We start from the raw sequence: 15155 nt of genomic DNA, 5'->3' as shown, positions 1-15155 counted from the left end.
TATCGTGCCTCAGCTGATTGCTAGCAGTTGCCAGACCGCCATCGTGGGCGCCGGAGTTACCGGCGTCTCCGTGGCGCGTTTCCTGGCGCGCGAAGGCAAGGCGTTTACGCTGCACGATACCCGCGCGGACCATCCCAAGCGGGCGGAAATCGAGCGCGAGTTCGGTGCCTCCCGGGTGTACTTCGGGCCGCTGGATGCCAGTGCGCTCGGTAAAATGGAAGAAGTGGTCGTCAGCCCGGGGCTGGCGTTGAGCACCCCCGAACTGCAACAGGCCCGCAATGCCGGGGCCCGTTTGGTCGGTGACATCGAGCTGTTTACCCGGTACGCCGATGCGCCCTTTGTGGCGATTACCGGTTCCAATGCCAAAAGCACTGTCACCACCCTGGTGGGGCAAATGGCGGAAGAGGCGGGCCTTAAGGTCGCTGTGGGCGGCAACTTGGGCCCACCCGCGCTGGACCTGCTCAGCGAAGAGGTGGAACTGTATGTGCTCGAGCTGTCCAGCTTCCAGTTGGAGACGGTCAGTAAGCTCGGCGCCAAGGTCGCGACGATACTCAACCTCAGTGCGGATCATATGGACCGCTATCCCGACATGCCGGCTTACCATCAAGCCAAGTTGCGGGTGTACTTCGGTGCTGAGCAAGTGGTCTATAACAGCCAGAGCGTGCTGACCCAACCGCCAATGAGTGTGAATGCGGTGCCGCTGACCTTTGGCGGGCGTCCTGAGTTTCACCGTTTCGGTGTGGCCGAACATGAGGGGGAAGACTGGCTCTATTGGCAACTGCAGCCGCTGATGCCCGCCTCCGAGATGAAAATAAAGGGTCGGCACAATATCGACAATGCCTTGGCGGCGTTGGCATTGGGTCGGGCCGCCGGTCTGCCGACCGACAGCATGCTCCATACCCTGCGCCGGTTTACCGGTCTGCCGCATCGGTGTGAGTGGGTGGCGGAGAAAGGCGGTGCGGCTTTTTACAACGACTCCAAAGGCACCAACGTAGGCGCGGCCATTGCCGCCATTGAAGGTTTGAAACCGGCCGAGGGCAAGGTGGTGCTAATCGCCGGTGGTGACCCAAAAGGCGCGGACTTCAAGGAGCTGCGCAAGCCGGTTGAGCGCTGTGTGCGTACCCTGGTGCTGATCGGCACGGCGGCCGATGGCATGGCCCACACCCTCGGGGACTCGACCGACATCGTGCGCGCCGCCACCATGGAAGAGGCTGTGAACCGTGCTCATGAATCGGCCCAGCCCGGAGATGTCGTTCTACTGTCTCCGGCCTGTGCCAGTTTCGATATGTTTGAAAATTACCAGGATCGTGGCAACCAGTTCCGTCGGGCCGTGGAAAAATTGGCATGATCGCTTGGCTGCAACAGCGCTGGGACGAATCAGTGGGAATCTTTCGCGGCGGTGTGGATCCGGTGCTCGTTTTGCTGTGGCTGGCGCTGTTGAGCATTGGGCTGGTCATGATCGCTTCCGCCTCCATTGCCTTTGCCGCCGAAGAGTATGGGGACCCTTGGTTCTTCGCCAAGCGCCACGGTCTCTATCTCGCGCTCGGTCTTGGGCTCGCCGTTTTAGTGGTGGCCGTGCCGGTACGCCTGGCGCAGCAGTACGCCGGCTGGCTGATGCTGGCCACGCTGGTGTTGCTGTGCCTGGTATTGATTCCGGGCTTGGGGCGCGAGGTAAACGGGGCCCGCCGTTGGCTCGATCTGGGGGTGATCTCGGTACAGGTGGCCGAGGTGGCAAAGTTGGCCGCGGTGCTGTTCTTTGCCAGCTTTTTTGCCCGCCGTCACCAGGAGCTTTATACCGGATGGCAGGGGTTTGTGAAGCCCGTGATTGTATTGGGTTTAATGTGTTTGTTGCTGTTGCTTCAGCCCGATTTCGGTAGTGCGGTAGTCCTGGCCAGCGTGGTACTGGCCATGATGTTTATTGCTGGCGTCAAACTCTGGCATTTCGGTTTGCTGGGCGTGCTGGCATTGGGCGCGCTGGGGGCTCTGGCGGTGTTTGAGCCTTACCGCATGAGTCGGTTGGTCACCTTCCTCGACCCCTGGTCGACTCAGTTCGGTTCCGGCTATCAGCTAACCCAATCGTTGATCGCTTTTGGGCGGGGCGAGTGGTTTGGCCTGGGGTTGGGGAATAGCTTGCAGAAGCTGTTCTATCTGCCCGAGGCGCACACGGATTTTATTGCGGCGATTACGGCCGAAGAGTTTGGACTGATAGGGCTGGTGGTGCTGCTGTCGGTTTACGGCACCCTGATTGGAAAAATATTCCGCATTGCCCGGGCGAGCTTGACGGTGAACCGTTTGTTCGCGGCGTTTGCCACCTACGGCATCGCCATTCTGCTGACGTTCCAGGTGTTCATTAACGTTGGCGTGGCGGCGGGCCTGCTGCCGACAAAGGGGTTGACACTGCCTTTCATCAGTTATGGCGGCAGCAGTCTATTGGTGGGCTGTGCGCTGGTGGCCTTTGTCATACGTGTGGACTGGGAGCAACGCCAAGCTGTGCCGGTGGCTTCCGGCCGCGCGCGGCGTCGGGTTAAACCGGTGCCGGTGCGGGCTCAGTGGCAGGAGGCAGCCTGATGGCAGAGCGGCAACTCAAGGCATTGATCATGGCCGGCGGCACTGGGGGCCACGTGTTTCCGGCCCTGGCCGTGGCCCGCGAATTGCAATCGCGCGGCTTGGCGTTGGCCTGGCTCGGGACGGCGAAGGGCATAGAGGCCCGCTTGGTGCCGGAGGCGGATATTCCGCTGCATTATCTGTCCGTGCAAGGCGTTCGCGGCCGGGGGCTGATCGGCCTGGTGAAAGCGCCGTTCTTGATTCTTCTGGCGGTCGTTCAGGCATTGAATGTGGTGCGGCGTTTCAATCCGGATGTGGTGGTCGGCTTTGGCGGTTTCGCCTCCGGCCCTGGCGGCATCGCCGCCCGTTTGGCGGGACGGGCGCTGGTCGTTCACGAGCAAAATGCCATTCCGGGCACCACCAATCGGTATTTGGCCCCACTGGCGGCTCGGGTGTTGACCGCCTTTCCCACCGGGCTGAAAAAGGCCATCGAAGTGGGTAACCCCGTGCGGCGCGAAGTCACCGCGCTGGCGCCGCCGGGGGAGCGGTTCGGAAAGCGGGAAGGGCAGCGCCCGCGCTTGCTGGTGTTGGGCGGAAGTCTGGGCGCGAAAGCTATTAACGAACACGTGCCCGAAGCGCTTTCTCGCCTAGAGGCGAGCGAACGACCGGAGGTGTGGCACCAAAGCGGTGCTGCTCACGCTGAGACAGCGGCACAGCACTACCGGCGGTTAAATGTTGAAGCCAAGGTCGAACCCTTTATCGACGATATGGCGGCGGCTTATGCCTGGGCGGACTGGGTTATCTGCCGGGCCGGCGCACTGACCGTTTCCGAACTAATGGCCGTGGGGTTGGCGGCATTGTTGATTCCTTTTCCCCACGCGATTGATGACCACCAGACGCACAATGCGGCGGTTTTGGTAGATGCCGGAGCGGCGTTGGCGGTGTCTCAGTGCGATCTGGACGCGGAAAAGTTGGCGGCGCTGGTGCGGGAAGAGTTTTCCGACCGCTCGCGCCTTCAGGCGATGGCCGAGCAGGGCCGTCGCCTCGCTCGGCCCGAGGCCGCCGGGGTGGTTGCTGAGCATTGTATAGAGGTATCACGTGGATAAGACCATCCAATACTACGAAGTCCCGGAGATGCGACGTATTCGTCGCATCCACTTTATCGGCATCGGCGGTGCCGGCATGAGCGGTATTGCTGAGGTACTGCTCAACCAGGGCTATGAGATTACCGGTTCCGACCTAAAAGAATCGGCCAGCACCCGTCGCTTGGAAGTTATGGGGGCAAAGGTATTTATCGGCCACCGACCGGAGAACGTGGCGGAGGCTCACGTGGTGGTTAACTCCAGTGCCGTGAAGGCGGATAACCCGGAAATGCTCAGCGCACGGGAGCGGCGCATCCCCATCGTCCGGCGCGCCGAAATGCTGGGCGAGTTGATGCGTTACCGTCACGGGGTGGCCGTTGCGGGTACTCACGGTAAAACCACTACTACCAGTTTGATGGCGTCGGTGTTGGCAGCCGGCGAGCGTCACCCCACCTTCATTATCGGGGGGTTGGTAAACAGTGCCGGTAGCAATGCCCAGCTGGGCGCGAGTCGCTATTTGGTGGCCGAAGCGGATGAGAGCGACGCCTCCTTCTTGCATTTGCAGCCCATGGTGGCGGTGGTGACTAATATTGATGCCGACCACATGGATACCTACGGCGGTGACTTTAATCAGTTAAAGAAAACGTTTGTTGAATTCATTCACAATCTGCCGTTCTACGGTTTGGCGGTGGTGTGCGGGGACGACCCGGTCATTATGGATATCATTCCGCGGCTCTCCCGACCGACACTGACTTACGGTTTTGGGGAGCACTGCGACTTCCGGGCGATTAACGTGCGCAAAGACAAGATGCAGACCCGTTTCGAGGTGCTTCGGCCCGATCGCGATGAACCGTTGCCGATCGAACTCAACATTCCGGGTATGCACAACGTGCTCAATGCCACCTCGGTGGTGGCCGTGGCCACGGATGAAGGCGTGAGTGACCAGGCGATTCAGGACGGCTTAAAGCACTTTGCCGGGGTCGGCCGTCGCTTTCAGGTCTACGGTCACTATCAGGTCGCCGCAGGCGAAGCCATGCTGGTGGATGACTACGGACACCACCCCCGGGAAGTGGCCGCCACCATCGCCGCCATTCGCGATGGTTGGCCCGACCGCCGTTTGGTGATGGTGTACCAGCCTCACCGGTATACACGAACACGGGATTTGTACGAGGACTTCGTGGAGGTGCTCTCCAGCGTGGATGTGTTGGTGTTGCTTGAGGTCTATAGCGCCGGGGAGGATTCCATTCCCGGTGCCGACGGGCGCCACCTTAGTCGAAGCCTGCGGGTACGCGGCGCGGTGGAACCGATTTTTGTAGAGTCGGTGGATGATGCCCCCGATGTGGTACGGGACATTGTCAGGCCCGGCGATATTGTCATCACTCAGGGGGCCGGTAACGTGGGTGCCCTCGCTGGTGAACTGGCAAGGCGCAAGCTCCGTTAATGCCAAGCTTCGTTGATGAAAGGTAAAGCAGTGGTGAATGAAGAAAACCTTAAAACCGCGAATGCCAAAATCGCTCGCGCGCTGGGGCGAGTGGGCGTTTTGTACGGCGGCACCTCCGCCGAGCGTCCGATTTCACTCCAAAGCGGGGAGGCGGTACTGAAGGCGTTCAAACAAGCCGGCGTCGATGCGGTCGGACTGGACATTGGTAAAAACGCCATTGCTCAGCTTCAGGCGACACAGATGGATGTGGCCTTTTTAGCGCTGCACGGGCCGGGTGGAGAAGATGGTCGGATTCAGGCGTTGCTCGAATTCATGGGGATTCCCTACACCGGCAGCGATGTAACGGCCTCCGCCTTGGCGATGGATAAGCTGCGCAGCAAGCAACTGTGGACGGGCATTGGCCTGTCCACCCCGGAATTTTCCGTCTTGAACGCTGCCAGTGACTGGCACCAGATTATTAAAAACCTCGGTGGGGATGCCATCGTCAAGCCGGCCCACGAAGGCTCAAGTATTGGAATGGCCCGGGTGCAGAGTGGCGAAGAGCTGGCTCAGGCCTATGCCGAGGCGGCGCATTATGACGGCAGCGTTCTGGTCGAGCGGCTGGTCACCGGGGCCGAGTACACAGTTGCGATTCTTGACGGCGAAGCGTTGCCGCCGATCAGGCTCGAAACCGACCATCGCTTCTACGACTACGATGCCAAGTATCTGGCGAATGACACACGTTACTTGTGCCCCTGTGGGCTGGAGCCCGACCGGGAAGAGGCACTCAAAGCGTTGGCCTTGCAGGCGTTTGAAAGCCTCGGCTGTCGCGGATGGGGTCGGGTGGATGTCATGGCGGATCAGCACGGGCATTTTTACTTGCTGGAGGTGAACACCGTGCCGGGGATGACCAGCCATAGTCTGGTACCCATGGCCGCTAAAGCGGCCGGCATAACCTTCTCCGAACTGGTGTTGCGAATCGCCCGAGCCTGTCAGACGGAGTCATGAAGTCGAGGCCGGCCAAGCGGATTCCGGGGCAGCCGCGGGTGACGCCCCGGGGTGCTACACGGAAGGCCTCGCGGCGGCGCTCCTGGGGGGTGCAAATAGGAAGGGCACGTCGTTGGCTTTTGCCGATGGGGTTGGTGGCGGGGATGGCAGCCGCCGTGGCGTTCGCCGCCCAACCGGTGGCGGGGTGGTTGAACCGGCCGGTAGCGGAAGTCAGCGTCGAGGGGGCGTTTCGTTACCTTGATCGGAAGCAGGCCGAGAGTCTGCTGAGTAAACAATTGGGAGAGGGCTTTTTACAGTTGGATTTGGCTGGCATTAAGTCGGCGGTGGAGGCAAACCCTTGGGTGGAACGAGCGGCACTGAGCCGCCGTTGGCCGGACCAGCTCCACGTTCGAATTTATGAGCAGGAGCCGATTGCCCGCTGGGGGCAAACCGGATTCCTTAACCGCAGCGGCCAGATTATCAAGGTGGCCGAGCAGGAAAACCTGGCCTCGCTGCCGCTGCTTGAGGGCGCTGACCGGGACGCGGAACTGTTGATGGAGCGTTACCAGGATTTGGCGCAACTGTTGCGTTACAGGGGGCTGACGATTCGCTCCCTGCGCAGTGACCAAAACAATGCTTGGCAATTAACTCTGACCGATGGGGTAACGTTGATGATTGGGCGGAACCAGGTAGTAGAAAAGATGCAGCGATTCGCCACTGTCTTCGATCAACGGCTAACCGAGCATTGGAATAGAGTTGAACAGGTTGATTTACGCTACCACAACGGGGTAGCTGTCGATTGGAAAGAACAACAGGAAACGGAGCAGTAACCGTAACGATGGAAATCAGTGATATGCAAATGAGGTTCACACAATGGCCCAGGTAGCGGACAGCAAGATGATTGTTGGACTGGATATTGGCACCTCCAAGGTCGTGGCCATTGTTGGTGCGATCACGCCAGAGGGCGAGCTGGAAGTGGTGGGCATTGGTTCGCACCGTTCCAGCGGCTTGAAGAAAGGCGTGGTGGTCAATATTGAGTCCACGGTGCAATCCATTCAACGCGCGGTGGAAGAAGCCGAACTGATGGCCGGCTGTCAGATTCATTCGGTTTATGCTGGCATAGCGGGCAGTCATATTCGCAGCCTCAACTCCCACGGCATTGTGGCCATTAAGGACCGGGAGGTTTATCCGCAGGATTTGGAACGGGTAATAGATGCGGCTCAGGCGGTGGCGATTCCCGCGGACCAGAAAATTTTGCACATTCTGCCGCAGGAATTTCTGATCGACGACCAGGAGGGCGTGAAGGAGCCCCTGGGAATGTCCGGCGTGCGGCTGGAGGCCAAAGTCCACCTGGTGACTTGCGCAGTGAATGCAGCGCAGAACATTGAAAAATGCATTCGCCGCTGCGGGCTGGAGGTAGAAGACATCATTCTGGAGCAACTGGCCTCCAGCTTCTCCGTGCTCACTGAGGATGAAAAAGAGCTGGGTGTATGCGTTGTGGATATCGGTGGCGGCACCACCGACATTGCGGTGTTCAAAGAAGGGGCGATCCGCCACACCGGCGTCATCCCGATTGCCGGTGACCAGGTCACCAATGATATTGCGATGGCCTTTCGCACACCGACGCCCCACGCCGAAGAGATCAAAATCAAGTACGCCTGTGCCCTGGCCAAGCTGACCGGGCCGGATGAAACCATCAAGGTCCCGAGTGTGGGTGATCGGGAGCCGCGCGACCTGTCACGTCAAGCGTTGGCGGAAGTGGTAGAGCCTCGTTACGACGAGCTGTTCACGCTGGTACAGGCGGAGCTTCGCCGCAGCGGTTTCGAGGACCTGATCGCCGCCGGCATTGTGCTGACCGGCGGCACCTCAAAAATGGAAGGGGTTGTGGAACTGGCGGAAGAGATTTTCCACATGCCGGTGCGCCTGGGCGCGCCGCAGAACACGCGCGGACTGAAAGATATTGTGAATAATCCGATTTATTCCACAGGCGTTGGCCTTTTGCAGTACGCCATTAAACAACAGCAAGAGGGGAGGTCGATCACCCATGTCAGAGAGAACGACGAGTCCTGGTTCACTCGCTTAAAAAAGCTGTTTCAAAGTCATTTTTAATTTATTTTTCAATTTTGCTTTTGTTGATTTCAATTTGGTAAAGGAAGAAGGGGACATACTATGTTTGAGCTCGTAGACAACATTCCGCAAAACGCCGTAATAAAAGTGATTGGTGTCGGTGGTGGTGGCGGTAACGCCGTCAAGCACATGATCGACAGCAATATCGAAGGGGTTGAGTTCATCTGTGCCAATACCGACGCACAAGCGCTGAAAGACATCGACTCGCGCACGGTGCTGCAACTCGGTCACAGCATGACCAAGGGACTCGGCGCCGGTGCCAACCCCGAGGTGGGCCGCCAGGCCGCCATGGAAGACCGTGAGCGTCTCGCCGAAGTGCTGCGCGGGGCCGACATGGTCTTTATCGCCGCCGGCATGGGCGGTGGCACGGGCACCGGTGGAGCTCCGATCGTGGCGGAAGTGGCGCGCGATCTGGGTATCCTGACTGTGGCGGTGGTGACCAAGCCGTTCCCGTTCGAGGGGCGCAAGCGCATGGTCATTGCCGAGTCCGGCATCAAGGAATTGCAAGAGCGGGTTGATTCGCTGATCACCATCCCGAACGAAAAGCTGCTCTCCGTGCTGGGTAAGTCCACCAGTCTGTTAGACGCCTTCAAGGCGGCCAACAACGTGCTGCTGGGAGCCGTCCAGGGGATTGCCGACTTGATCATTCGCCCGGGCATGATCAACGTTGACTTTGCCGATGTGCGCACCGTCATGTCGGAAATGGGAATGGCGATGATGGGCACCGGTCACGCCACCGGCGAGAACCGTGCCCGCGAGGCCGCGGAGGCCGCCATTCGCAGTCCTCTGCTCGAAGATGTGAACCTACAGGGCGCGCGCGGCATCCTGGTTAATATCACCGCCGGTATCGACCTGTCTTTGGGCGAATACTCCGAGGTGGGCAATACCATTGAGGAGTTTGCCTCCACCGACGCCACGGTCGTGGTGGGTACGGTCATCGACCCGGAAATGTCTGACGAACTGCGTGTTACGGTGGTGGCCACCGGCCTTGGTGCGGTCAGAGAGGAAGAGAAACCCGCCGGCAAGACCAAGGTGGTGGTGGACAACACCCGCCGTAAAAACACCGGGGAAGTGGACTACAGCAGCTACGAGCGCCCCACAGTGATGCGGCAGAACGCCCAAGCCTCCGGGGGCCAGTCAGCCGCCGCCACGGCTCCGGCCACCGACAAGGAAATGGAATACCTGGATATTCCCGCTTTTCTGCGGCGTCAAGCGGATTAACCGCCTAAAAAGCCACCCTATATTAGGGCTGGCTTTCTAATAGGCTCAGACAATCACAGGGATTGTGATCTTTATATAGAACCTTTGGGCTGGGTGTTGTCATACTGTTGACACTAAATCTTGGGCTTCCGTAACGGTGTCCCTCGATGGGAGATGCGGCAGACGCTTAGGGGTGAACGCGTGTGAACGGCCTCACAGTGAGAGCAAGTTGCACGACCGGACAGCGTAAATCTGCGTAAATGTCACCAAATTAGTGCATTTTGGCGGGGCGTTCCGTAGTTGCCGAAATGAAAACTTGGTACAATTGCATACTTGTTACAACTCGCTGAAGCCCCCTCTCACCCGGCTTCAGCGCAGCCAAAGGTGGGCTACTAAGGGTAATGATCAGACAACGCACGCTCAAAAACGCCATCCGGGCTACCGGGGTTGGCTTGCATACCGGTCAGAAAGTATATCTGACCCTTCTACCGGCACCCGCGGATGCTGGAATCGTGTTCCGCCGGGTGGACCTGGACCCGGTCGTTGAGATCGAAGCGAAGGCCGAAAACGTGGGCGATACTACCTTGTCCACTACGCTGGTAAAGGGCGATGTTCGTGTCTCCACCGTTGAACACCTGCTGTCAGCGATGGCGGGTCTTGGCATCGATAACGCCATTGTAGAGGTCAGCGCACCGGAAGTGCCGATTATGGACGGCAGCGCCGGGCCGTTCGTGTTCCTGATTCAGTCCGCAGGCATTCAGGAGCAGGCCGTGGCCAAGAAGTTCATACGGATTAAAAAGCCGGTAACAGTTGAGGACGGCGACAAAACAGCCAGCTTCCTGCCGTTCAATGGCTTTAAAGTAAGCTTCTCGATTGAGTTTGACCACCCAGTATTCGAAGGTCGGAACCTTCAGACCTCAGTGGACTTCTCCAGCACCTCGTTTGTGAAGGAAGTGAGCCGGGCCCGCACCTTCGGTTTTATGCACGAAATTGAGTATCTCCGTTCCAAAGGTTTGGCGAAGGGCGGTAGCGTGGACAACGCCATTGTGGTCGATGATTACCGGATTCTGAACGAAGACGGCCTTCGCTACGAGGACGAGTTCGTCAAGCATAAGGTATTGGATGCCATTGGCGACCTCTACCTGCTCGGGAATAGCCTGATTGGTGAGTTTAAAGCGCACAAGTCCGGTCACGGTCTCAATAACAAGTCCCTGCGCCAGCTGATCGCACAGCGCGATGCCTGGGAAGTAGTGACCTTTGAGGACGAAAATGTGGCACCGATCTCCTATATGAAACCCTTGCTGGCGGTCTAATTCCACCACAGGGAGAGCGAAGTCGGTTAGAAAGGCAAAAGGCGAGGGCCGCGTTGGAAACAGCGCGGCCCTTTTCGTTAAAGTGTTGCGCTCATTGGCCGCTCCCTTGTGGTGAGGGTGTATTGGCATGGGAGAATTGGCAATCTACGGCTTTATATGCCATATTTACGTTTCCTCTTACTGTGGTCGTTGAGAAACAACACCCTTCAACGGTGCCAATAACGATAACACACTGATTTTCAAGACGTTTTACGCTTTTCTCTACGTTGGTTATCGTAATTGGTTATAAATTGGTCGACACTAGTCGGTATTGATATAAATAAACGTCATAAAATGACGACCAGTACTGTGCACTTCGGCAGCAAAAACGGGTAACATCCGATACATGAAGATCATTATTGTCAGTAAACAACATGGGCAGACCCGCAGCATCACCCTTGGTGGCTGGACTCGCGCGCTTCTGTCTATCTGCCTGCTGGGCATGCCGGTTACCGCTGCCGGTGTGTTGGGAGTGCAGTGGCTGAACGCCCAAAGTGGCGATAATGAAATGTTTACTGCCGAATCCCGGCGTGCCTGGGAGGCGACCCTTGCGGAGCAACAGGCGCAAGTAGAGCAAACTCGCGAGCAGGCGAGGAGCCAGGTGGCGGCTCTGACGCTGCGTATGGCCGAGTTACAGGCGCGCTTGATGCGCCTCGATGCCCTGGGCGAGCATCTCACCAGCATCGCCAACCTCGATGAAGGCGAATTCGATTTCAGTCAGCCCCCCGCGTTGGGCGGCCCGGAGACGGCCACCATTGGTGACCCCTACAACCCGCCGGACTTTATTGAGGTTATTGATCAGCTTTCAAGCCAGATTGAGAACCGCGAACAACAGTTGGCGACGCTCGACGCGCTGCTGGCCAAACGTAAACTCCAAGACGACATCTTCATTGCCGGGCGTCCGATCAAAAAAGGCTGGATGTCTTCCCGCTTTGGCCGTCGCACCGACCCCTTCACCGGCCAAGTCGCGTGGCATGGCGGCGTGGATTTCGCCGGTAAGGACGGGTCTGAAATTATCTCGGTTGCCGCCGGCGTCGTGACCTGGTCCCAGGATCGTCACGGCTACGGCCAAATGGTTGAAATCAACCATGGCGGCGGTTTCACCACTCGTTACGCCCACAACAAAGAAAATCTTGTAAAAGTGGGCGATGTGGTCAAAAAAGGTCAAATCATCGCCCTTATGGGCTCAAGCGGCCGTTCTACCGGCCCCCACGTACACTTTGAAGTGTACAAAAACGGCCGCGCGGTCGATCCCGCCACCTATATACACCGCGCCAGCCGTTAATTTCCCGCCACTTCGCTTGCTTTCGCGAGCCACTTTCGGTTTACTCGTCGGTTTTCCGACGAGGTGATAGTCGTTCATCCGCAAAAGACTCAATTACGGGAATAACAATGATCGGTAAATTAACGAAATCCATCTTCGGCTCCAAAAATGACCGCGAGCTGAAGCGGATGCGTAAAGTCGTCGCCAAAATCAATGACATGGAGGCGGATTTCGAATCCCTGAGCGATGAGGAGCTGACCGCTAAGACAGCGGAATTCAAGCAGCGCCACGAGCAGGGTGAAACTTTGGAGCAGTTGCTGCCCGAGGCGTTTGCCGCTGTACGTGAGGCGAGTAAGCGCTCACTGGGCCTAAGGCACTTTGATGTCCAGCTGATCGGTGGGATGGCTTTGCACGAAGGCAAAATTGCCGAGATGCGCACCGGTGAAGGTAAAACCCTGGTCTCGACTCTGCCCTGTTACCTGCACGCCATCACCGGCCGTGGGGTTCATGTGGTCACCGTGAACGATTACCTGGCCAGCCGCGATGCCGCCTGGATGGGAAAGGTCTACCAACGTCTCGGGCTGAGTGTGGGGGTCATTCGCTCCATGCAGCCGTCTGCTGAAAAGCGCGACGCCTACGCGGCGGACATCACCTACGGCACCAACAACGAGTTCGGTTTTGACTATTTGCGCGACAACATGGCGCTCAGTCTGAAAGACAAGGTCCAGCGCCCGCTCAACTTTGGCGTGGTGGATGAGGTCGACTCCATCTTGATCGACGAAGCCCGCACCCCGCTGATTATCTCCGGGGCGGCCGAGAACAGCTCCGAGCTGTATCAGCGCATGTGCAAGCTGATACAGAGCCTCCACCCGGTGCCCGAAGGCGGCGAAGAAGGCGACTACACCATTGATGAGAAGAGCCGACAGGTCGAAATGACCGAACAGGGCCACCAGAAAGTTGAGGAACTGCTGTCCCAGTCGGGCCTGTTGCCCGAAGGGGAAAGCCTCTACGCCGCCACCAACCTGAACTTGCTGCACCACGTTAACTCCGCCCTGCGGGCCCACGCCTTGTTCCGCCGTGACGTGGAGTACATTGTGCAGAATAATCAGGTGGTGCTGATTGATGAGCACACCGGGCGGACTATGGCCGGGCGCCGTTTGTCCGATGGCCTGCACCAGGCTATCGAGGCAAAGGAGGGCGTGACCATTCAGAGCGAAAGCCAGACGCTGGCCTCTACCACCTTCCAGAATTACTTCCGCCTCTATCCGACCCTCTCCGGCATGACCGGCACGGCGGACACCGAAGCCTTTGAATTCCGGGAAATCTACGACCTGGACGTGGTGGTGATTCCTACCAACCAGCCCAAGCAGCGGATTGACCTGAATGATGTGGTCTACCTGACGGTGGAAGAAAAGTACGACGCTATCGTCGAGGACATCAAAAAGCTGCAGGAGAAAAAGGCGCCGGTTCTGGTGGGCACCGCCTCCATTGAAACCTCCGAGGAAATGTCTAAGCGCCTGAAGCAATCGAATATCGAGCATCAGGTTTTGAACGCGAAGTACCACGAGTACGAGGCGGAAATTATTGCCCAGGCGGGTAGCCCCGGCGCGGTGACCATTGCCACCAACATGGCCGGCCGCGGTACCGACATTGTGCTCGGTGGTAACTGGGAAGCGGAAGTGGCCAAGCTGGAAAACCCCACTGAGGAGCAAATTGAAGCGATCAAGGCCGACTGGCGCAAGCGTCACGAACAGGTGATCGAAGCCGGTGGCTTGCACGTTATCGGCACCGAGCGGCACGAGTCCCGCCGTATCGACAACCAATTGCGGGGCCGCTCCGGCCGGCAGGGGGATCCGGGGGTGACCCGTTTCTACCTGTCCATGGAAGACAGCCTCATGCGCATTTTCGCCTCCGACCGTATTCGCAGCTTCATGCAGGCGTTGGGGATGGAAAAAGGCGAGGCCATTGAGCACCGCATGGTGAACAACGCCATTGAAAAAGCCCAGCGCAAGGTGGAAGGCCGCAACTTCGACATCCGCAAGCAGCTGCTGGAGTTCGACAACGTCGCCAACGACCAGCGTCAGATCATCTATCAGCAGCGCAATGAGCTGCTGGAGGCGGAAAGCATTACCGACACCATCAACTCCGTGCGCGGGGATGTGGTGGATGAAATCGTCAGTGAACACATCCCGCCCCAGAGCCTCGAAGAGCTGTGGGACGTCCAGGGGCTGGAAAAACGCCTGGAGCAGGAGTTCGGCCTACGCCTACCGGTCGCCGAGTGGTTGGAAGAGGACGACAAGCTGCACGAGGAAAATCTGCGCGAGAAGCTGCAGAAGGAAGTGCAGGGCGCTTATGATGCCAAGTGTGCGCGCATCGGGCCGGTGATGACGGAAATCGAGAAGCAGGTCATGTTGCAGGTGTTGGACAACGCTTGGAAGGAGCAGCTGTCGAACATGGACCACCTGCGTCAGGGTATTAACCTGCGCTCCTATGCACAGAAAAACCCGAAACAGGAGTACAAGCGCGAAGCGTTCTATTTGTTCCAGGGGATGCTGGACAAGGTAAAGCACGAGGTAATCCATCTTCTGGCCCGGGTTGAGCCGGTGAGCCGTGAGCAGATGGAGGAGATGGAGCGCAAGCGGCGCGAGGAGCGCGAGAAGCAGCAGATGCAACTCCAGCACGACGAGGTCTCTGCCCTGGGAGGCGGCCGTCAGCAGGCGGCCGAGCAGCCCGCGGGCGAAGGCGAACCGGGCGGGCAGCCGTTTGTGCGCGAAGGCCGCAAAGTGGGCCGCAACGATCCCTGCCCGTGTGGTTCCGGCAAGAAGTACAAGCAGTGTCACGGTAAGTTGGGCTGATTTTAGCGTTGACTTGTTTTTAAGCTGTTTATTGACATGAGGTCCAGGCCGGAGTGGGGCATACCGTTTGGGGACCCGCCGTAAACCCATCCCTGGGGGCTTCTCATCGGCATCCATGCCTCAGAGAGTCCCCAAACGGTATGCCCCACTCCGGCCTTCAGTGCCAGTAGCGTCTAATACAGATGTGTAACGCGTAGGGTAGGTAAGCGCAGCGCCACCTACCATTTATTTCGGTCGTCTTCTAAAGGGATAGAACAAAAGGTAGGCGGCGCTTCGCTTACCAACCCTACGAACTACAAGCATAACGGGGAGTTCGCCCCCTGA

11 protein-coding genes are annotated in these 15155 nt (G+C 58.4%); all 11 read left to right on the top strand.

Annotated features, from left to right (window positions below):
* The first annotated feature begins 4 nt into the window (after nucleotides 1-4).
* A complete protein-coding gene (gene murD / locus AAE514_RS06960; protein ID WP_347330807.1) occupies nucleotides 5-1348 on the top strand; it encodes a UDP-N-acetylmuramoyl-L-alanine--D-glutamate ligase in 1344 nt (447 codons plus the stop codon).
* On the top strand, nucleotides 1345-2568 hold the full coding sequence (ftsW, locus tag AAE514_RS06955; protein ID WP_347330806.1) for a putative lipid II flippase FtsW: 1224 nt from the start codon (nucleotides 1345-1347) through the stop codon (nucleotides 2566-2568). The genes murD and ftsW overlap by 4 nt, the downstream gene beginning before the upstream one ends.
* Nucleotides 2568-3650, top strand: coding sequence for an undecaprenyldiphospho-muramoylpentapeptide beta-N-acetylglucosaminyltransferase (gene murG / locus AAE514_RS06950; RefSeq protein ID WP_347330805.1), 1083 nt, complete (start codon nucleotides 2568-2570; stop codon nucleotides 3648-3650). The genes ftsW and murG overlap by 1 nt, the downstream gene beginning before the upstream one ends.
* 28 nt (nucleotides 3651-3678) lie before the next feature.
* On the top strand, nucleotides 3679-5067 hold the full coding sequence (gene murC, locus AAE514_RS06945) for a UDP-N-acetylmuramate--L-alanine ligase (RefSeq protein WP_347330923.1): 1389 nt from the start codon (nucleotides 3679-3681) through the stop codon (nucleotides 5065-5067).
* A 15-nt stretch (nucleotides 5068-5082) separates the two neighbouring features.
* The gene (locus AAE514_RS06940; RefSeq protein WP_347330804.1) at nucleotides 5083-6054 is read left to right on the top strand and encodes a D-alanine--D-alanine ligase; all 972 of its coding nucleotides are present in this window, start codon (nucleotides 5083-5085) and stop codon (nucleotides 6052-6054) included.
* Between the two features lie 143 nt (nucleotides 6055-6197).
* The gene (locus AAE514_RS06935; RefSeq protein WP_347330803.1) at nucleotides 6198-6863 is read left to right on the top strand and encodes a cell division protein FtsQ/DivIB; all 666 of its coding nucleotides are present in this window, start codon (nucleotides 6198-6200) and stop codon (nucleotides 6861-6863) included.
* A gap of 43 nt (nucleotides 6864-6906) precedes the next feature.
* Nucleotides 6907-8142: a cell division protein FtsA gene (gene ftsA, locus AAE514_RS06930; protein ID WP_347330802.1), complete on the top strand. Its 1236-nt coding sequence runs from the start codon at nucleotides 6907-6909 to the stop codon at nucleotides 8140-8142.
* A gap of 60 nt (nucleotides 8143-8202) precedes the next feature.
* Nucleotides 8203-9381: a cell division protein FtsZ gene (gene ftsZ / locus AAE514_RS06925; RefSeq protein WP_347330801.1), complete on the top strand. Its 1179-nt coding sequence runs from the start codon at nucleotides 8203-8205 to the stop codon at nucleotides 9379-9381.
* A 380-nt stretch (nucleotides 9382-9761) separates the two neighbouring features.
* The gene (lpxC, locus tag AAE514_RS06920) at nucleotides 9762-10673 is read left to right on the top strand and encodes a UDP-3-O-acyl-N-acetylglucosamine deacetylase (protein WP_347330800.1); all 912 of its coding nucleotides are present in this window, start codon (nucleotides 9762-9764) and stop codon (nucleotides 10671-10673) included.
* Between the two features lie 385 nt (nucleotides 10674-11058).
* Complete coding sequence (locus AAE514_RS06915) at nucleotides 11059-11997, top strand: peptidoglycan DD-metalloendopeptidase family protein (protein ID WP_347330799.1); 939 nt, start codon at nucleotides 11059-11061, stop codon at nucleotides 11995-11997.
* Nucleotides 11998-12104: 107 nt separating this feature from the next.
* The gene (gene secA, locus AAE514_RS06910) at nucleotides 12105-14831 is read left to right on the top strand and encodes a preprotein translocase subunit SecA (RefSeq protein WP_347330798.1); all 2727 of its coding nucleotides are present in this window, start codon (nucleotides 12105-12107) and stop codon (nucleotides 14829-14831) included.
* Nucleotides 14832-15155: the final 324 nt, after the last annotated feature.

This window comes from Marinimicrobium locisalis (assembly GCF_039822625.1).
In the GTDB taxonomy this organism is placed as follows: domain Bacteria; phylum Pseudomonadota; class Gammaproteobacteria; order Pseudomonadales; family Cellvibrionaceae; genus Marinimicrobium; species Marinimicrobium locisalis.
The sequence above is the reverse complement of the archived record's forward strand: the minus strand, read 5'-3'. Positions and strand labels throughout refer to the sequence as shown.

Coding starts and splice junctions, on each gene's coding strand:
- AAE514_RS06940 (WP_347330804.1), top strand. CDS start 5,083: ATGAAAGGTAAAGCAGTGGTGAATGAAGAAAACCTTAAAACCGCGAAT.
- secA (WP_347330798.1), top strand. CDS start 12,105: ATGATCGGTAAATTAACGAAATCCATCTTCGGCTCCAAAAATGACCGC.
- AAE514_RS06915 (WP_347330799.1), top strand. CDS start 11,059: ATGAAGATCATTATTGTCAGTAAACAACATGGGCAGACCCGCAGCATC.
- AAE514_RS06935 (WP_347330803.1), top strand. CDS start 6,198: ATGGCAGCCGCCGTGGCGTTCGCCGCCCAACCGGTGGCGGGGTGGTTG.
- murG (WP_347330805.1), top strand. CDS start 2,568: ATGGCAGAGCGGCAACTCAAGGCATTGATCATGGCCGGCGGCACTGGG.
- ftsW (WP_347330806.1), top strand. CDS start 1,345: ATGATCGCTTGGCTGCAACAGCGCTGGGACGAATCAGTGGGAATCTTT.
- ftsZ (WP_347330801.1), top strand. CDS start 8,203: ATGTTTGAGCTCGTAGACAACATTCCGCAAAACGCCGTAATAAAAGTG.
- ftsA (WP_347330802.1), top strand. CDS start 6,907: ATGGCCCAGGTAGCGGACAGCAAGATGATTGTTGGACTGGATATTGGC.
- murC (WP_347330923.1), top strand. CDS start 3,679: ATGCGACGTATTCGTCGCATCCACTTTATCGGCATCGGCGGTGCCGGC.
- lpxC (WP_347330800.1), top strand. CDS start 9,762: ATGATCAGACAACGCACGCTCAAAAACGCCATCCGGGCTACCGGGGTT.